This window comes from Parabacteroides leei (assembly GCF_023369805.1).
Taxonomy (GTDB): Bacteria; Bacteroidota; Bacteroidia; order Bacteroidales; family Tannerellaceae; genus Parabacteroides; species Parabacteroides leei.
Map to the genome: position 1 here is coordinate 340519 of NZ_JAMBQG010000005.1, position 20189 is coordinate 360707.

General features: G+C 41.4%; 11 protein-coding genes. 4 read left to right on the plus strand and 7 right to left on the minus strand.

Annotation, left to right across the window (positions count from 1 at the left end; genetic code table 11):
* Positions 1 to 54: 54 nt before the first annotated feature.
* The 4 genes from M1P97_RS10300 to M1P97_RS10315 are packed head-to-tail and all read left to right on the plus strand — an operon-like array spanning position 55 to position 7187.
* Entirely contained in the window at positions 55 to 3591 is a 3537-nt protein-coding gene (locus M1P97_RS10300; RefSeq protein WP_249389021.1) for a SusC/RagA family TonB-linked outer membrane protein, read from the plus strand.
* Between the two features lie 10 nt (positions 3592 to 3601).
* The gene (locus M1P97_RS10305) at positions 3602 to 5365 is read left to right on the plus strand and encodes a RagB/SusD family nutrient uptake outer membrane protein (protein ID WP_249389022.1); all 1764 of its coding nucleotides are present in this window, start codon (positions 3602 to 3604) and stop codon (positions 5363 to 5365) included.
* Positions 5366 to 5381: 16 nt separating this feature from the next.
* Positions 5382 to 6224, plus strand: coding sequence for an endonuclease/exonuclease/phosphatase family protein (locus M1P97_RS10310; protein WP_249389023.1), 843 nt, complete (start codon positions 5382 to 5384; stop codon positions 6222 to 6224).
* Positions 6225 to 6269: 45 nt separating this feature from the next.
* Positions 6270 to 7187: an endonuclease/exonuclease/phosphatase family protein gene (locus M1P97_RS10315; protein WP_249389024.1), complete on the plus strand. Its 918-nt coding sequence runs from the start codon at positions 6270 to 6272 to the stop codon at positions 7185 to 7187.
* A 119-nt stretch (positions 7188 to 7306) separates the two neighbouring features.
* Here the strand turns inward: M1P97_RS10315 and M1P97_RS10320 are convergent, their stop codons facing one another.
* The 7 genes from M1P97_RS10320 to M1P97_RS10350 form a co-directional block, all read right to left on the minus strand.
* The gene (locus M1P97_RS10320) at positions 7307 to 8908 is read right to left on the minus strand and encodes a glycoside hydrolase family 31 protein (RefSeq protein WP_394803896.1); all 1602 of its coding nucleotides are present in this window, start codon (positions 8906 to 8908) and stop codon (positions 7307 to 7309) included.
* Positions 8909 to 8919: 11 nt separating this feature from the next.
* Positions 8920 to 11070: an alpha-N-acetylglucosaminidase gene (locus tag M1P97_RS10325; RefSeq protein WP_249389025.1), complete on the minus strand. Its 2151-nt coding sequence runs from the start codon at positions 11068 to 11070 to the stop codon at positions 8920 to 8922.
* A gap of 4 nt (positions 11071 to 11074) precedes the next feature.
* On the minus strand, positions 11075 to 12637 hold the full coding sequence (locus tag M1P97_RS10330) for a DUF4832 domain-containing protein (protein WP_249389026.1): 1563 nt from the start codon (positions 12635 to 12637) through the stop codon (positions 11075 to 11077).
* Between the two features lie 12 nt (positions 12638 to 12649).
* On the minus strand, positions 12650 to 13828 hold the full coding sequence (locus M1P97_RS10335) for a family 16 glycosylhydrolase (RefSeq protein ID WP_195370287.1): 1179 nt from the start codon (positions 13826 to 13828) through the stop codon (positions 12650 to 12652).
* Between the two features lie 92 nt (positions 13829 to 13920).
* A complete protein-coding gene (locus M1P97_RS10340; protein ID WP_195370286.1) occupies positions 13921 to 15393 on the minus strand; it encodes a RagB/SusD family nutrient uptake outer membrane protein in 1473 nt (490 codons plus the stop codon).
* Positions 15394 to 15424: 31 nt separating this feature from the next.
* Positions 15425 to 18901: a TonB-dependent receptor gene (locus M1P97_RS10345; RefSeq protein WP_249389027.1), complete on the minus strand. Its 3477-nt coding sequence runs from the start codon at positions 18899 to 18901 to the stop codon at positions 15425 to 15427.
* Positions 18902 to 19059: 158 nt separating this feature from the next.
* Positions 19060 to 20037: a FecR family protein gene (locus M1P97_RS10350; RefSeq protein WP_249389033.1), complete on the minus strand. Its 978-nt coding sequence runs from the start codon at positions 20035 to 20037 to the stop codon at positions 19060 to 19062.
* Positions 20038 to 20189: the final 152 nt, after the last annotated feature.

Genomic DNA, 20189 nt, shown 5'->3' on the forward strand with positions numbered 1-20189 from the left:
CAATTAAACTTCCATTGCCGTGGAAAAAGTGTTTAATCTTAAAACTATTAGAGTATGAATAATCAACGTATAGTTGCTTTTGTAAAACCGAAAAGAGCTATAAACATTATGAAGTTAACCGTGCTAATGCTAACTGTTTGTCTGTCTCAAGTTTTTGCCGCAACTTATGCACAGACTGCAAAACTAACAGTTTCTGCAAAGAATGAAACGTTGGAGAATGTACTGAAACAAATAGAAAAACAATCCGAATACCTGTTTTTCTATAATCTGGAAGAGATAAATAAGAATGAGAAGATCTCAATTACCAAGAAAGATGCCGACATTCGGGATATCCTGGATGCTATTACATCTAAAGTGGATTTGAAGTATACTATTAAAGACCGACATATAGTATTAACGACAACTGCAATCTCTAGAAATAAAACTCAGCAGCAGACTCGTAAAGTCACCGGAAAGATTTGTGATGCTTCAGGTGAACCGGTAATTGGTGTAAATGTGGTGGTGAAAGGTTCGACGAACGGAACAATAACGGATATTGACGGTAAATTCTCCATAGAGGTAGCCCCTGATGCGATTTTACAAGTCTCATATATTGGCTATGTATCTCAGGAAATATCGGTGGAGAATAAGAATAATCTGGTTATTGCTATTCATGAGGATATGCAAAAACTGGATGAGGTAGTAGTAGTAGGTTACGGTACGCAGAAGAAACTGAATCTGACAGGAGCAGTGGAACAAGTTACAAGCGAAGTATTTGAGAATCGCTCTGTATCGAATGCTACTCAAATGTTACAAGGATCTATTCCGAATCTAAACATCCAACTCACAGACGGTAAACCGACTCGTACGGCCAGTTATAATGTGCGTGGAACGACTTCTATTGGCCAGGGAGGCGATGCCTTGGTTCTGATTGATGGTGTTGAGGGAGATCCGTCTATGTTAAATCCCAACGATATAGCCAGTGTCTCTGTCCTGAAAGATGCGGCCTCTGCTGCTATTTACGGTGCCAGGGGTACATTTGGTGTTGTGCTGATTACGACTAAAGAACCGGCTAAGGATAAAACGTCTATTTCATATACTGGTAATTTTTCTTTACAAAGTCCTGCTACCGTACCGGATGTAGTTACCGACGGATATGAATATGCCAGTCTTTTCTATGAAGCATACCATGCCTGGAATAATTATTCGGCAGATCCTAAAAATATAAATAAGACTCAGGACTTCTCCCTTGGTTGGCTGGAAGACTTCAGGCTACGGAAAGAACAGGGAATTACATCGGAGGTGGAAAGAGATGCCAACGGCAAATACGTTTATTATGGTAACGCAGATTACTATAATGCTTTGTATAAAAAAAATACGTTTGCACAGGATCATAACATATCATTAAGTGGGAGCAACGGCAAACTGAATTATTATATTTCCGGCCGTTTTTACGGATATGATGGTTTATTTCGATATAATACGGATGACTATAAAACTATGAACCTGCGTGCGAAAGGCTCAATTCAATTGTTTGACTGGTTGAAGGTTGAGAATAATATGGAATTTTCCAATATGGATTATCATAATCCGATGAACGTGGGTGAAGGTGGCTCTATATGGCGCAACATCTCTGATGAGGGGCATCCTTGCGAGCCTATTTTCAATCCTGATGGCAGTTTGACTTTCGCGGCAGCTTATACCGTCGGTGACTTTATTTACGGAAAGAATGGTATTGATACGAATAATAAGGTATTAAGGAATACAACGAATTTTACGGCATCACTCCTGAATAATAAATTACATGTAAGAGGGGATTTCACATTCCGGAATACGGATAATAATAAAACACAGCGTCGTGTACCGGTACCTTACAGTAAGGTGGATGGCGAAACTTTGTTGTTGAGTGAGAAATATAATGATTTGAAAGAAACAACCAGTCTCACCGATTATATAGCTACAAATATTTATGCAGATTATGAGAATACGTTTGCAGATGCACATTACTTCAAAGGAATGGTTGGTTATAATTATGAACAATCTAAATATAAGAGTCTGGATGTTCAACGTAATGGATTGTTATTGGATGATACGGAGAATATCAACTTAGCCTTGGGAGATGCAATTACCACTTCCGGGAAATTTACCCGTTGGCAGGTTGCCGGCGGATTCTTCCGCTTGAATTATGCGTTTAAAGATCGGTATTTATTGGAAGTAAACGGACGTTATGATGGCTCCTCCAAATTCCCAATAAATCAACAATGGGCATTTTTCCCTTCCGTTTCTGCGGGTTGGAGGATTTCTGAGGAACCGTTCTGGAAGGTAAATGAACGTATTTTCTCAGATATTAAAGTACGTGCATCTTATGGGTCACTGGGGAATGGAAACGTTGCTCCGTATAGCTTCCTGGAACTGTTAAGTATTAAAACTTCCGACCGGGTATTAAACGGAGCGTTGAATAAATATACCAGTGCCCCGGCAGTTATGCCGAATGGCCTAACCTGGGAAACGGCAACAACAACCGATGTCGGACTTGATTTTGGTATGCTAAACGGACAACTTCGCTTCTCCGGAGATTACTACATCCGTAAGACCACGGATATGTATACCGTCGGTAAAACTCTTCCTGAAATATTTGGAGCTTCTTCTCCGAAAGGGAATTATGCGGATATGACAACGAAAGGTTGGGAAATTACGTTAACATGGCGCGATCATTTTGAGTTGGCAAACAAACCGTTTAATTATGAAATCAAAGGAACCTTGTCAGATTATATTTCCACCATAGATCGTTATAATAATGAAAATAAGTATTTGGATGATTATTACGAAGGAATGCGTGTTGGTGAAATTTGGGGATATGAGACCGAAGGTTTATTTAAAGATCAGGCAGATATTGATAGCCATGCCTCTCAGAAATTGATAAAATCTTCCTCTAAGAATATCTGGTATCCGGGTGATGTGAAGTTGAAAGACCAGGATGGCAACCATGCAATTGATTATGGAACGAACCGGGTGGATGATCATGGTGATTTAAAAGTAATAGGGAATAGTTTGCCTCGTTTTGCTTATAGTATTAATCTGGGTGCCGACTGGAATAATTTCTTTATATCTGCATTCTTCCAGGGAGTGGGAAAGCAGGATTGGTATCCTAGTTCGGAATGTATTTTCTGGGGACAATACAATCGCCCTTATAATAATTTGCCGACATGGCATGTTGATAATTATTGGACAGAGGATAATCAAGGTGCTTATTTGCCACGTTATGCCGGTTATAATACTTCTATTAGAGATACGAAACAAACCCGTTATTTGCAGAATGTCGCTTATATCCGCTTGAAGAACCTGCAGTTTGGCTATACGCTGCCGAAACAATTGATTTCAAAGATTATGATGCAAAATGCACGAGTTTATATTTCGGCTGAAAACTTGTGGTGTTGGTCACCGTTGTACAAACATACCCGTGATTTGGATGTGACAAATATTTATGGTTCCGATCCTGATCTGACAGATGCCGATATGAAATCAGGCCTGAACGGAAAACGAGGTAGCGGTGATGGTAACAGTTATCCTCAGATGAGAAGTATAAGTTTAGGTATATCAGTAACATTTTAAATATTGAGACATGAAAAAACTAATATATTCTTTAATATCAGCTTGCTTGTTGTTAAGTGCTTGTTCAATGGACGAGACTCCGAAGTCGGAAGTAGACAAGGAAACTATATTTAATAATCCTAAAGGGCTGGAAACTTATTCCTATTCCTTTTATGACATTTTACCTTCTATTAGTAATGGATATAGAAAAGATGCGATGTGCGATTATGGCGCGGTAACCAGTTTCGATTCCTTTTTGAGAGAAGGGGCTTATTCGGCAGAGGTCGCTACCGGATGGGCATCCGACGATTGGGATGAATTACGTAATCTGAATTATTTTATAGAAAACTGCGTAAGTGAGCAAGTGGAAGAATCCATACGTAATAACTATATAGGTTTAGCTCGTTTCTTTCGTGCTTATTTTTATTATGAGAAAGTGCTTCGTTTTGGGGATGTTCCTTGGGTAGACAGACCTTTAGGGATTGATGACGAAAAATTGTATAGTGGCCGCGATTCACGAACGTTGGTAATGGATAAAGTGTTGGAGGATTTAGATTTCGCCTGTGAGCATATCAGCCGTACCGGTGATGAAACCGGATCGCTAGTGACAAAATGGGTTGCTTATGCCTTAAAATCCCGTATTTGTCTGTTCGAGGGATCTTTTCGTAAATACCATACGGAGCTTGGCTTGACAGACACATCTAATAAATGGTTTCAGGAAGCAGTGAATGCAGCTGAGGTTGTCATGAAAGAGTCGGGACATTCCTTATATACCGGTGCAGGTACAGAAGGTTCGATGCGTGCCTTATTTATAAGCGATACACCGATAACGAGTGAGGTAATGCTAGCCAGTTGCTGTGACATCACATTGGGAAAGCTGGGCGATGCCAATTGGTGGTGGACATCAGGGACATATGGTTCTCGTTTTAGTATTATCCGTACGTTTGTCAATACCTTTTTAAATATAGATGGTACGCCGTTTACGGATCGTCCGGGGTATGAAACGATGCAGTTTTATGAGGAATGTCAGGACCGGGATATGCGTTTGTCACAAACCATCCGTACTCCTGGTTATAAGAGGGACGGGAAGTTCGCTGCACCGAATTTTAATGGTTATACATTCACTGGTTATCAACCTGTCAAATATGTGTTGGATGCAACTCATTATGATGCAGGAGCATTGAATACGAATGCTATACCTCTGTTCCGTTATGCGGAAGTGTTACTAAACTATGCAGAGGCAAAAGCAGAACTGGGCACATTGAGTGATCAGGATTGGGCAAATACGATTGGGGCTTTACGAGCCCGTGCTGGTATTACCGGCGGGTTGAATGCGAAACCTGTGAAAGTGGATTCATATCTTCAGAGTAATTATTTCCCGAATATTTCAGACCCGGTTATTTTGGAGGTACGTAGAGAGCGTTCTGTTGAATTAGCGTTGGAAGGCTTCCGTTTCTCTGACATAAAACGATGGAAACTTGGAAAATTAATGACTATGCGTTGGACTGGTATTTATGTTTCAAAATTGAATGAACAAATAGATCTTGATCATGACGGTACGATGGATGTCATATTCTATATCGGCAATAAACCTGAAAATCTGCCAGCCAGCTGTACTCCTATTTCTGTCGGGGATGATACACAACAAGGCCTGACTCAAGGAACACATGGCAATTTGACATGGTCCGATAATGATCCTAGGATCTGGTATGATAATGACCGTCAGTATTATTATCCGATTCCGGCTTCGGCTATTCAAAAAAATAATAATTTAGGACAAAATCCAGGTTGGTAATTAGATGCTACTATTGATGAAAAATTTAATTATACTGTTTGTTACATTGTTCTGTCTCTGTTCAGAAATGGCTGGGCAACAGAAGTGTAAATTGAACGTAGGAAGTTTCAATTTGCGTTACGATAATGAAGGTGATAAAGAAAATTCATGGGAACATAGGAAAGATATGGTAGTCTCTTTGGTTCAGTTTCATGATTTTGATGTCTGGGGAATTCAGGAAGGACTGATCCATCAAGTGAAAGAATTAGTGAAAGACGGTATGTATACTTATGTAGGTGTAGGCCGGGATGATGGTAAAGAAGGTGGCGAGCATGCTGCAGTTTTATTTAAAAAAGATCGGTTTAATTTGTTAGATTCAGGAAACTACTGGTTGTCGGAAACACAGGATAACCCCTCTTTAGGTTGGGATGCACAGTGTAGGAGAGTCTGCTCATGGGCGAAATTGAAAGATAAGGTTTCTGACAAAGAGTTCTATTTCTTCAGTGTACATTTTGACCATATAGGGAAAGTTGCCCGTCGTGAATCTGCATTAATTATGTTGGCTAATATTAAAAAGATAGCGGGGAATATTCCGGCTATCTGTGTGGGTGATTTTAATGGTACACCAGATTCCGAGCCCATAAAGATATTGAAAACCGATGGCTTATTGCTGGATTCACGGGTGGTTTCCAAAACATCTCCTTACGGGACGGTAGGTACGACAAATCAATTTAATTTGAATGCCCCTATGAAAAATCGGATCGACTATATCTTTATTACCCGAAATATTCAGGTGAATAAGTATGGAACTTTAAATGAGTTTCAATATGGTCGTTTCCCTTCTGATCATTTTCCGATTATGATTGAAGCTGAATTTTGAGCCTTTGACTGGATTTTTTTAAGTTATACAATAAAAAGAATTAGCATGAAGAAATTAATTTATTCTTTATTATTTGTTCTCTGCTCTATATTTGCGTTACATGCAGAGTCAATGGTAGTAGCCACATATAATTTGCGAAATGCGAATGCAGGTGACTCGACGAATGGAAATGGTTGGGGACAACGTTACCCATATATTGCCCTGCTGGTGCAATTTCATGGTTTTGATATTTTCGGAACCCAGGAAGGTAAGTACAATCAGTTACAGGATCTTAAAAACGTAATGCCTGAATATGATTACATTGGTGTAGGCCGTGATGATGGTAAACATCTCGGTGAACATTCTGCAATATTTTATCGTACGGCTAAATTTGAGGTGCTCGATCATGGTGATTTCTGGTTGTCCACAATAACCGATAGACCAAATAAAGGTTGGGATGCTGTTCTTCCCCGCATTTGTACCTGGGGTAAATTCCGTGATAAAGAAACTGGTTTTATTTTCCTGTTCTTTAATCTGCATATGGATCATATAGGTGTACAGGCGCGTGCAGAAAGTGCTAAACTTATATTGAAGAAAGTACAGGAGTTTCCTGAAAAACTACCAGCTATTCTTACGGGTGATTTTAATGTGGATCAGAATAACGAATCTTATCTGTTATTGAGTAATTCCGGTATAATGAGAGATTCCTATCAAATAGCTGATTTCCGTTATGTTCTGAATGGAACGTTCAATGGTTTTCACACAGATAGAAAAACAGACAGCCGTATAGATCATCTTTTTCTTACAAAAGAATTTAATGTGAAGAAGTATGGGGTTCTTACTGATACCTATCGCTCAAAGACAGAGGAAAGTACACAAAAAGAACAAAATGGGAATTTCCCCAAAGAGGTTTCTATGCAGAAATACACAGCACGAACTCCTTCGGACCATTTTCCGGTGATGATTGTAGTTGAAATGAAATAATTCTCAATCACAATATACTATAACTTGCAATGTGTTTAGGCTAACATTAAATCGTTAGGAGTTAATTAAAGAGGGCTCTGTATTCCATAAAAACAGATATTGCAGAGCCCTTTTATTCCCTATTTGATCTTCTCAAACCAAGGTAATCTCTCCAATGGAGCCTCTATTTCTATTGTTTTTGGTCCCCGGAATTTCTTGCCTGTGTCATCTTTCCATTGTCCTTTAGGTAGCATTACTTTTCGTGTATGCTCCTTTGTCAGGATCGGTGCGACAAGATATTTGTCGCCTAACATGAACTGGTCTTTACAATTCGTGAAGCCCTGATGAGGAAATTCGTATTCCATATGACGTATAATCGGTTCTCCGGTTTTTGCCGAATGATGGGCCAGTTCCAGAATATAAGTTCCCATCTTTTCATGTAAATGCGCATAATCACGGCAAATTGCTAAATGTTTTTCATCCAAAATACGCCATGGAGCTACTGAAAACTGCATCATTGGCATTAAGGCATGTACCTGGCAGGAACGAACAATCAGTTCCTGATCCAGTTTTGTCTGATCTACACCCAGAAAAGAGCCGAACTGACCGCCGCCGATCATATCCGGACAGGCATAAGCATATCCAACCAATCCTGCTGCAATCATATCCGGGATCAATAATCCGATAGCATTCCATGAGTAATCTTTATCACCCAAACGTTGAACCAAAGGTTGTCCTCCCATTTTCCATCCGGCACGGTATTCGTTGAAAGGAAAGTCCAGACCAATCTTTGCCCAATATTCGCACATGTCGACCGATGTTGCCGATTTATCATAGAACTCCAGGTTCGGATCGTTATAATGTCCGATATCTCCCGCATCAAACTTGAAACCATCTACTCCGTACATTTCTTGTGTTTTCCGTAATTGTTGTTTCAGATGGGCTGCTGCTGCGGGATTACTAAGATCGTAACATGCGCTATATCCATTCCACCAAGGGATGATTGCTGCCTGGTTAGTCCCCTTTTGTTTGATCAAATACCCTTTTTGTTGCAATTCGCGAAATTCCGGACTATCCGGACTGACGAATGGACAAATCCATAACATAATACGGAATCCGTCTTTGTGTAGCTGGTCAATCATCCCTTTAGGATCAGGGAAACGCTCCGATTTGAAATCAAAGTTGCCGTAATATCTTTGCCAATTGTCGTCAACCATAAAAACACCTACCGGGAAGTTGTTCTTCAGAATGTTATCAGCATACTTCAAAATGTCTTCCTGATTTTGGTTATACATTAGTTCAATCCATGTATTATATTGCGGCATTGAAAAAAATAAGGGATCAGGTAGTTGACCGGAAGAAGGAAAATGTTTTACAGAAGCAGCGATATAGGCATCTTTTAATGTACTTCCTGCCAGAACCGGTTCCATATTTTCATAATCTGAAAAAATACGTAATTCTCCATTCTCTATTTTAAAAGAGAAAGGCTTATCACTCCATATATATCGACCTTCTGACGATACAAGAAGAGGTACATTCTGGTTATTCAAATTTTCGGAGGACAGGTCATATAAGCGCAAGTCTCCTTCAAAAGGCATACGCGAGCCTAATCCGACCATCCCCCCCCACCATTTTTCATTGGCTAGAGAGGCTATTTTTGATTCGTATTTATTCCCTGCAAAGCAAGGAAATCCCATTAAAAGGGATAAAAACAATAAGATACAGATCTTTAGGTTATTCATATTTGTAGTGTTCAGTTGAAAATATCTGCAAATATACGTTTTACCGTAGAAATACAATCACTTTTTGGCTCGAACGGATACGGATCCGTCTCTTTTGTCCAAGGTTCTTCCAATGCATAAAAATCTATTTCTTCTGGATTTTTCCCATTCATCTTCAGGGTAAGATTGTCGAAATAGGCTTTCCATCGCATGTAGTAGAAATCTTTTAGTATCCCGTTCCATTCCTTGTGGGCATAATCTCTCAGACCTCCTTCGTCAGCGGCCTGACGGTTGCCCCAGGTGGTAATCTGTACACGTGCGTTCCACTCATATAAGGCTTTTTCTTCAGGAGTCTTTCCCAGATTACGAGCCTGGTCAATCCAATTTCCTACCATAAACTCACGGCGTGTTCCTAATAATTCATCCTGCAAAAGGATCAGTTGCAGGAAATGCCGGGAGGCCATTTCAAAGAGTGTCTTATCTCCTGATGTATAAGCGGCCATCACGGCTTTGTATAACAGACGGCCCCTTTCTGTAATGGCTTGGCGAACAATATCAACCAGATCATATTCAAAGTTATTATTCCCTTTATACTGATCGGCTACCGATACCATCAGACGAGCAGCACGGATAACATCCTGGGGATTGTAATAATCAGACATTTCCGACCAACTGGAGGCCTGATAAACATTTTCCGACGGACGTGCACAAAAGATAGATTCATGTGTTCCCTGCTGAACGGATTGAGGAGGACAGTTGTAGATCGATTTACTGAGTAGCGTCCAGGCTTCTTCCACCGTTTTATTTTCAGAACCGTAACGGGCATGAACGTAGTTTGTCAGCCATTCCTCTTTATCGAACCGTTGTTCTCTCCAGGGGAGTTCGGTTAATAACTCAAACATGACCGGATTGTTTTCACTACCCTCCATCGTCATACCGACGCCACATAACGTTTTACCGAAAGGACTTTCTTTTGCCTTATAGAATTCATCGATTACATGCGCCATCTTTCCATGCAGACCAACATTACCGCCATAATTCAGCAGCATACAATAGATCCAGTCGTGTTGTCCAAAACCGCTTTTACGGTACCAGGTCGACTCGGTGTCTCCCCACTGCGGGCGGCTTTCTGCAAACAAATCGAGGACGATCATATCTCCGGCCTTCAAATTCTCAATCATCTTTGAACGAGGATTGGCCTGCCACGCCTGGGCTACCCAAACGGCTTTCGGATTTACCTTCTTCATGGCAGACATAATTGCTTTGCCGGCAGCATCCAGATCGACTCCGGCAACGTTACCTCCTTCATGGAACGGGTCCATACTGTAATAATTGGCTTTGCCAAACAATTTCTCCATCTCTTTGTAATAAAGGGAAGCTATCTCCTGAAAGCGGGGATCGGTAGGCTGAAGGAAAGCCGGACGGCGATAACCGCACCATAAGCCCGGGTCGGAAACATTCAGTCCCAGCTTTTCTTTGGCATTGTGAGGAACCATGCCGGAATATCCCGGCAATACAGGTTCGATACCGTATTCACGCATACGTTTCAGTATCTTCTTTTGCAAAACGGTCTGTTGCTGATACCAACTGTCAGGATTAGGACCTCCCCAGCCTTCCAGGTTATTCATCAGCCACCAGGCCATAAAACCGGGACCGGAGATAAATTCGTTGATCTCCTCCTTGTTGTAGCCCAACTTTTTCAAAACGTTATACCAGACACTTTCCACCCCTGTCATGGCTAATGGCAGATTGATACCATGCAAAGCCATCCAGTCGATCTCTTTCTCCCAGCGATCCCAGTCCCAGAATGCCATTGTATAAGAAAATGTACAGTAGTTCAAGTCATAACGTAGTTTCAGGCCTGTTTCATGTCGTTCTTTTTTTGTTACGGCAGGAAGGACTTCCGGAAGCGTAGCCTGCATTCCGTTCCAAGAGAGATGAATGCCTGCATAATATTTTAGATACCAGTTTATTCCGGTTGCAATACTGACATAATTATTACCGCGGATAACGACTTTATCTCCTTTCTGATCCAGTTCAAAAAAGTCGGTGGGCGATTTGATCTGTTCGATGACAAACTTACGGGAAGCTCCCTTGTCAATACGCTCTAATAACCCGTCTATCGGGCTTGCTTGTATCACTGCTGAAAAGCATAATAGCAACAGAATATTAATTATTTTCATTTTATCAGATTGTTAATGTTGTCAAAATATTTATACCATATTGATTGTCTTCGGAGACCCGCCATTCCACATCGCCATTGGCACAACGAATTGCATAGCGGGCGTTTTTCTTCAAACGATCAGCCCCATCCGGAATCCATAGGCCTAACCGATAATTTCCGGGGATGACGGTTTCCGGTATATGCATATTCGTTTTGATTTTATGGATCAACGGAGTACAAAGCGTATCATCCGGGTTGTAAGGTTGCCATTCGTTTACGTTGGCATCAGTTAATTCGGTATGGACAATGTTTCCTTCATTGTCTATCAGTACGAAATAAACAGGATGTTCGTTAAACAGTGTGGAAAAACCACGGTTGATCAACGAGAGTTCTATTTCTTTATCGTTTTTATCAGTGGCGGGTGATATCGTTAAATCTTGTAACTCAATCCGATACCCCAGGTGATCCCGGATATAATCGAAAACATTACGTTCAGCAATCTTTTTATCTTTAGTATTAAAATAACCATTTGAAACAGGCATTTTATTCTCTTTCAGGAAAGCTTCCGTGACAGGTGTTTCCTTCCAGTATTTCATGGAATATTTGTCTTTGGTGTTCTTCTCCTTATAATTATGAATAGCACTCAGTGAGGTATAGTGTTGCAGGAAAAGACGCTTTGCCGTTTGAAGTCCGTCAATTATCCAGCCGGCTTCCGGGCTGTCCGGATCTTCATTCATACTCCATGTACCCCAAGGCAATTCTCCATCGACCGGAAGATACGCCGATTCACGCATGATCTGTTCGTATGCCGGTGTTCCTTCCGACATTCCTCCATCCCAAAGATGTTTCTTAATGACAATAAAATCATCGTGAAAAGAAGTACGTTTATAATCATCGGAGGAGGGATCTAATAGATTCTTATATTCCGGTACACGGATCTGGATATAACGTCCTTCGGGTGTCATCCGGCAAATATGTTGTAGAATGGTACGTTTGGTCTCGTCTGATCTTTCCAGTCCATGGAATGAACTATGCCATTCGCCCCATGCACCTATCATGCCGGCCTGTACGACCTGGATGACATCTTTATTCTTTGCCAGAAATGGTTTGAGTTGTTCTGTGTGACGGATGATATCATCCAAAGTCGGTCCGGTAGCCGCGCGTCCCATGAATTGAGTTTCGTAGGCAAAACGTAAAACGGCTTTCATCCCGAGTTCACGCAGTTTATCGAAAAAGATATCCATCGTATTAAAATCGTCAGCTGTCAACGCTTTTCCGACTGCTCCTGTCAGATAGAAATAGGTCTGCACCAGGGATATACTATCAGAAGCATACTTCTCTGCTTCTTCTTCCAGATAGGATGTGATATCGGGATATTTATCGGGAGCCCATACATAATTCTTTTCTGTGACATCCAATGCCACTTCTAAGCGGAAACCACGTTCCGGATTATGTAAACCTTCTGTTCCGGCCGGATCATCGGCATATATACCACGGAATGTGAGGTGTTGTTTTTCCGAGGTACATCCCGTTCCCAGGTTTAACAACATGCTGATGGAAAAAAAGATAATCGCTATATGTTTCATAAGTATTTGTTTTTATTTGGTTGTAATGATCAATGTTGCCTTTTCCCCTTTTAACAGAGTGTCGGATAGACCGGTTATTTTACCGTCGACAATGACAGTCCCGGCTTTTTGAATCCGGCTGAATGCTTCATCACTCAGCGCTTCCCATTCAACAAACTGTTGAGTGACAGTTCCGTCGTTATAATGAACATTCACATAAGATGGTGTATATAGGAGTTCACGAGTGATATGCCCGTCGATATTCCGCAATACGGCTTTTCCTTCCGTAACTTCCATACGGGCCGGTTCAATGGAGGTTATGCGCAGTTCATTGGCAGGAACGGCCTTATAGCCATCCGGAATCTTTTTATACATGCGGATATAATCGATATCAAAACTTTTGGGGTAAGGAATGGATGGATCATAGGTGCCGGTCCAGCCATTTTTCGCTTTTCGGTTATCATAAAAAGAGATGATCTGGATAAGTGGATATGTTATAGCTGCTTTATGCTTCATCACCTGTATGCCGTCGACGTAGACAGCAACCCCTTCCGGTGTCCAGTCAAATCCATATATATGAAATTCTTCTGCCAACTTTTTGTTGGCAAACCAGGGATGCTCTGTATGATACTGGATCGTAGAGTCTTTCCAGCTATGCACTGTTGCCCATATCTTATTCACATCTGTCCCCAAGATCTCGAAAATATCGATCTCGCAGCTTTGGTTCGGATCATCCTCGAAGCCGATCAGCCACCAGGCACAATGTACACCTCCTCCGTTTTGCATCTTTGCACGCATTTCATAGTAACCATATTGATTGATCTGAGTGGCTTCTGTCTTTATCTCGTGCAGTGCTTTCTTTTTAGGGTCATAATGGTGAAGCCCTGTACGGCTGGCACTCATAAACCCGGAGATATACATGCTTTTATCGAATTCATTCTTTGAGTTTTTATCAATAATGAGTTTGATAACTCCGTCTTTCATCTCATAAGTAGGTGTACAGATACTCCTGTCTTTGGGCCAGGAGGGCAAATATTCCGGAATCCATTTACTTTTATCAATTTCATTCCCTTCAAATTCATCGTGGAAGATCAGGCGGTAACCTTCTTTTTCCAGCGGATTGGCTGGATAATCTTGTGCCTGTATTACCTGCGTAGCTCCTAGCAGGAGAAAACATGCACACAAAGTGCTGAATAAGTGTTTATAGTTCATGATATTTAGTTGTTAGCAGAGAGAAAAAAGGCCGCAATTAAAGCGGCCCTTTCTCACAATGCAAATATATATTTAAATCATTAAAAAACGAATTAATATCCAGCGTTTTGTATAATAATTCCTTTGCCTTCATTGATTACTGCTTGTGGCAGCGGGAACAATACAAACTCCGGTTTGGTAGTCGTGGATCCTCTGTCTATCGCGTTCTGGATAAACTTACCGTGGCGGATCAGGTCGGAACGACGTACGCCTTCCCACCATAGTTCATATCCTCTTTCCTGAAGAACTTTATCCAGGAAATCGTCTGTACCTTTCACATCGCCCATGGTATATGCATTCAGTTTAGCACGTACGCGAACCTGGTTCAGTAAATCCAGTGCTTCCTGGCTAACTGTATTATTATTACGGACAATCGCTTCCGACAATAATGTCAATACGTCGGCATACCGATAAACGATCCAGTCGATCTGGCTACCATCGCCGGTTGACTCGGGGTCTTCTGCATACTTAACCGGTACGGCTCCCGAATAGGTATTACCGTGCTTGATAATATCGGATTCTTCATTGAACAATACACCATCGTTTCCAACGTATTCACCAACCAGTACGGAGAGGCGATCGTCTTTTTTATCGAATGTGCGATAGAACGGCCAGGGAACTTTGAAACCGTCCCAGCGTTGGATAGAGTTGTTTTTGCAAGGATAGTTGCCCGGCAGGCAGTGATCGTGCCATAATTCCAACTGAGTTCCTCTTTCTTCCGTACAGGCAAAAATGATTTCTTTGTTCTGTTCATTTTCCAGTGTGAAGATAGACTGGTACGTATCCATCAGACCATATCCATAATCTGCTTTCATCAGTTCACGACCACATTCAACCGCTTTTGCCCAGTTCTTTTCATGCATATAGAATTTCATCAGAACGGTATATGCCAAACCTTTGTCGAAACGTCCGAAAGAAGAGGCACGGGTAGGAAGACCTTCCAATGCAGCTTTCAATTCTGTTTCGATAAACGTAGTCATTTCTTCCTGGGTAGCACGCGGTATGATCTCTTCTGCCAGCGGATTATTCAGCTGATCTAATGTAGGAATGGGGATTGGCCCATAAAAATCATATAATAAGAAGGCTAGCCAACCACGCCCCATGTGTATCTCGGCATTCATGCGTGCCTTTACGTCATCAGCCATTTCCACACCGGAAATACGTTCCAGGGTCAACGTCATAGTCCCCAGGTATTTTGCATAGTTGGTGTAGTTGATCGTTGAATATTGATGATTGGGCGTCCAGTTATGGCTGGTCAACGGGATCCATGCATCATTAACCCAGCAGCAAACGGCTATATCCGTCGACATATCACCGATGATCTGTACACCGGAAGCAACGTTAAATATACCGCTATAATTATCACAACGGAAAGGAGCATAAACTCCACCTGTAACCAATGCTTCCGCATCCTTCTCTGTTTTCGGGAAAAATCCGGGATTGATGGCATCATATCTTTCCGGTTCCAGGTCGGTACATGAGCTTAATGCGCAGCAGCACATTAATGTATATAATAATTTCTTCATGATCTAATATCTTCTTTTATCGATTAATAAATTAGAATGTAATATCCAAACCAAAGCTATAAGTACGTACATTCGGATAAGCCCATTGCAGGCTGGAAGGAGTACTTTCCGCGCTTGAAATATCTGTTTCCGGGTCAAGACCTGTGTACGGAGTGATGACGAACGGGTTGTTCACATCGAAATATACGCGTACATTGGACAAGATATGCTTGCTGGTCTTGATCGGTATATTATAACCTAAGGTAATGTTACGGCAGCGGATAAACCAGGTCTTTTCGTAATAATAGTCGCCTGTACCGTATGCACTTTCCGTTTGGAAATAACCGGGCAGCGTACCGTTCGGGTTCGTAGAGCTCCATATATCGCTTACGGAAACCGGCTGATTGTAACCGCGGCGCAAGTCGTTGACGTTATTGCTGATCCAGGTTTTCTTATAGCTACCGGCAGATAGTTTATTAAACTGGCCGTAGAAATATACATTCAGGTCGAAATTCTTGTAACGGAATGTGTTGTTGAAGCCGAACAGATAACCGGGGTCGGCAGAGCCATAGATCACTTTGTCGGCATCATCCAATTTACCGTCAGGTTTACCGGTTTTCATCGGAATACCGTGTTCATCGACCTTGATGGAACCATCTTCATTATAGACATATCCGTTGATATCTTTAATTTTTACCTGTCCGGGAAGTGCGCCAGGCATATGATCTATTGTTTCACCCGGTTGTACCAAACCATCTGACAAATAGCCGGCATAAGAACGGATATAACCGTTGTATTCACTGTATGCACTGGGTTTCCAATTCGGATCTCGTTCTTTCCATTTGTCACGATACAACGAGAATGTCAGGTCTGAAGTCCATTCAAAATCTTTGTTACGGATATTAGTCGTGTTAACTGTCAGTTCAAAACCCTGGCTCTGTGTTTTTCCAACATTCGCAATGATTTTGTTAACTTCGTTATAAGAAAGCAAGGTACGTTCGTTCAACAGGTCTGATATTACTTTATGGAAGTATTCTGCTGTTACATTGATACGTCCGTTCAGGAAGCCCAGATCCAGACCGAGGTTCCATTCGCGTGTGGTCTCCCAGGTAAGTTCATTGTTTCCCATCTGGTCCAGATAAACGCCGTTGATAGCACTACCGCCAAAGAAATTGTTATTACCAACTTTATAGTAGCTGTATGCTTTATCCCCTACATTTGCATTACCAGTTTCACCATAGCTCAAACGTAATTTACCATTTGACAGTACTTTGGTCAGTGGCTGTAAAAATTCTTCTTCAGTGAATCTCCATCCGGCGGCAACAGAAGGGAAATATCCCCAACGGTTTCCTTCGGCAAAGTTGGAAGAACCGTCGGCACGCAGTGTAGCAGTCAATAAATAACGGTCTTTAAAAGAATAATTCACGCGTCCGAAGAAGGAGGCCATACGTGACTTGGTTGCACTTGATCCGACAGTCGGACGTTTTGCATTACCGGCTCCCAGGTTGTTATATAAGAAACCGTCTGTAATGAAGTCATTGCTTTTTCCTGACAGGAATTCATAATCGAACAACTGATAAGAATGGCCGACCAAGGCATTCAGGTTATGATCGCCGAACTGTTTGGTATAATTGGCTGTCAATTCCATCAGGTAGTCAGAGTTATCGGCCTGGGCAATATATCCGGATCCGTTCTCTCTGGCTCCATACAACGTTGTTGTAGGCATATATTGTTTACGTTTCTGATAGTTGCGGTCGATACCGAAGTTTGCTTTCAACATTAAGTCCTGAATCGGACGAACTTCAAAGAATACGGTACCCAACAAACGCTCTTTGGTTGTCTTATCCGTAATATCCAACAGAGATACAGGGTTCGGAAGGAATGAAGCGTCCTGGTTCATTGTATATTCGCCGTTCTCGTCGCGTACCGGCAGCGTCGGGTTGAACTGGGCTGCAGAAACCAAAATACCTGCATTTTCATTCTGTCCGTTACCCAGAGGGATGTTGTCATACTGGTTGCGTGAAACATTCAGGTTTACACCCATCTTTACATATTTACTAAGCTTCTGATCCAGGTTCACACGTGCGGAATAACGTTCCATGGCATTATTTTTAATTACACCGTCCTGTTTGAAGTAGTTTCCTGAAACCAGGTATTTCGTATTGTCATTACCACCTGTTATCGAGAGGTTATGAGAAGTCTGGAACCCTAAACGGGAGATTTCATCAAACCAGTTCGTATTATGTGCGGGATTGGCTATCTGTTCTGCTGTATAGTCGGGAACGAAAGGCGAAGTAACATCTGATTCTGATTTGCCTCCGTAGATACCGACACCGTTCGTACGCAGCCACAGTTCTTTTCTGTAATCATTAGTGGCCTGCATGAAGCCCGATGCATCCAACATCTCATAAGACTTGGAAATATCCTGAACAGAAGCAGATCCTGAATACTGAACTTTGGCAGCTCCGCTCTTTCCGCGCTTTGTAGTAACGATGATCACACCGTTACCTGCACGTGCACCGTAAATAGCAGTAGAACTCGCATCTTTCAATACTTCGATCGATTCAATATCATTCGGGTTGATTGAAGATAAGATATTATCTTTATTGCCGTCCTTGTATTGGTTACCGCTATCCAGTGATCCCGGGTCGCTTACAGGAAAGCCGTCAATAATGATCAGCGGATCATTTCCTGCCTTATCTGATGAAGCAGCTCCACGAATACGGAATGTAGACTGGCCACCTGGCTGTGCACTGATCGTACTAACCTGTAAACCTGCTGCTTTTCCAGCCAGTGCATGACTGATCGTTGAAACTGTTCCGACAGGAGCGTCATCCATTTTTACGGAAGCGACAGCACCTGTCAGGTCTTTTTTCTTCATAGTACCATAACCTACTACTACGACCTCTTCCAATGCTTGTGTATCCTCTTTCAGCTGAACGTTCACTACACTCTGGTTCTTAACCGCTATATCCTGCTGGATATATCCGATAAAAGAAACTTGTAAGATGGCATTGGCAGGGACTTCTATTGAGTATTTACCATCCATATCGGTCGTTGTTCCATTTGAAGTACCCTTTTCAATAACGTTCGCCCCGGCAACGGGTCCCATAGCGTCACTTACAACACCGGTTACTTTGCGGGTTTGTTGTGTACTTCCCGCAGATACGGGAGAATTTTCGGATGTCAATACAATATGACGGTCTTTGATCGTATATTTCAAACCTGTCTTATTGGTGATCGCTTTTAGTAAATCTTCGATATCTACATTCTTTTTGTTAATAGAGATCTTCTCATTTTTATTGATCTCTTCCAGATTATAGAAAAACAGGAATTCAGACTGTTTTTCTATTTGTTTCAGTACATTCTCTAATGTTTCTTCTTTAGCAGAAACACTTAGCTTGGCTGTTTGCGCATAAGTTGCGGCGACCATTTGCGACAAGCAAACGGTTAACATTAACACGGTTAATTTCATGATTTTTATAGTTCTTTTCAGATTTACGGAAACAACTATACGTTGATTATTCATACTTTTGAATGTTTTAAGATTAAACATTATTCCACGGCAATGGAAGTTTAATTGAATCACACACTTTAGAAGAGAGAATCCGGCAAGATTTTCTCTTCTTTTTTGATTTTACCTTTTTACTCACTCATACTATCCTCATTTTAAAGATTAACAACTGCTTATATTTCTGAAATCGTTACATGGCGTTCATCTATCTCGTATCTGATCGGTATAGAAAGGTGGATGATTTCCATAATGTCTTTTATACTTTGTCCGCGATAGAATGTTCCGGTGAAAGTGCGTCTGTTTAACCTTTCGGAGTTGACAGTAAACTGTACTCCATAGACATGACTTAACCGGTAAAGAATAGCTTTCAGGCTCTGTTCCGGAAAGTAATAATATCCGGTAGTCCAGGATGTATATTGTTTCGCATCGACATCGAAAATATTACTGATATGTGTATTGCGGTTATACACCAGCTGCTGGTTGGGTTTAAGTATAACACGCTGCGACCTGTTTTCTGTTGTCAACCGGACTGATCCTTCCAATAAGGTGGTTGTGAGCAGGGAGTCGGAAGGGTAAGCTGTCACATTGAACTTAGTTCCTAAAGCTTCGATATCCTGTTCCTTCGTCTTTACGATGAAAGGCTTATCTTTATCTTTCGCAACCTCGAAAAAGGCTTCTCCTTCCAGATAAACGGTTCTCTGTTTATTACCATAGTCATTTTCATACCGGAATATGGTTTTCGAACCTAAACAGACTTGAGTACCGTCCGGCAACTCGACCACATCTGCATCCAGGCCGTCCCCTCCGATATAACGGGTGGCTATTTTAGTCTCATGTTCATTAGAGAGAAAGAAAGCAGAGGTAAGACAGACTGCGACCAGTGACACTGCTGCATAATTACCAAATTGATGCCATTTACTCTTTTTCAGGCATTGTATTCCTTTCTTTTGTAAAAGACGATCCCAGCTTTTCCGGATATCCTCTGTCAGATTGTCGGAATTACTGCAAGCATCATAAATCGCCTTGGTTTCAAAGAATAACTTTTTATTATCAGTATTCTCATTCACCCAAGTATAGAAATCATCCATACCCTGCGAGTCTAATCCTCCTTGCAGATATTTTATAATTAAATCAGAATGTTCGTTTTTTATATATTCTTTCATCTGACAGATTAAATGACTTAGTCCTTTATGAACTAGGTCAATAAAAAGGGGCATGTTGTAGATTGTACCTGAAACAGGAAAAGGGTGCATATCATTTATAGATCAATATATTTCTAAGTCTTATTTCTGTGTCGCTAAAA

Excerpts from the sequence above, each read along its gene's own strand:
- M1P97_RS10335 (WP_195370287.1), bottom strand. The coding sequence starts at position 13,828 with ATGAACTATAAACACTTATTCAGCACTTTGTGTGCATGTTTTCTCCTG.
- M1P97_RS10315 (WP_249389024.1), top strand. The coding sequence starts at position 6,270 with ATGAAGAAATTAATTTATTCTTTATTATTTGTTCTCTGCTCTATATTT.
- M1P97_RS10305 (WP_249389022.1), top strand. The coding sequence starts at position 3,602 with ATGAAAAAACTAATATATTCTTTAATATCAGCTTGCTTGTTGTTAAGT.
- M1P97_RS10340 (WP_195370286.1), bottom strand. The coding sequence starts at position 15,393 with ATGAAGAAATTATTATATACATTAATGTGCTGCTGCGCATTAAGCTCA.
- M1P97_RS10330 (WP_249389026.1), bottom strand. The coding sequence starts at position 12,637 with ATGAAACATATAGCGATTATCTTTTTTTCCATCAGCATGTTGTTAAAC.
- M1P97_RS10310 (WP_249389023.1), top strand. The coding sequence starts at position 5,382 with ATGAAAAATTTAATTATACTGTTTGTTACATTGTTCTGTCTCTGTTCA.
- M1P97_RS10320 (WP_394803896.1), bottom strand. The coding sequence starts at position 8,908 with ATGAATAACCTAAAGATCTGTATCTTATTGTTTTTATCCCTTTTAATG.
- M1P97_RS10300 (WP_249389021.1), top strand. The coding sequence starts at position 55 with ATGAATAATCAACGTATAGTTGCTTTTGTAAAACCGAAAAGAGCTATA.
- M1P97_RS10345 (WP_249389027.1), bottom strand. The coding sequence starts at position 18,901 with ATGAATAATCAACGTATAGTTGTTTCCGTAAATCTGAAAAGAACTATA.
- M1P97_RS10325 (WP_249389025.1), bottom strand. The coding sequence starts at position 11,070 with ATGAAAATAATTAATATTCTGTTGCTATTATGCTTTTCAGCAGTGATA.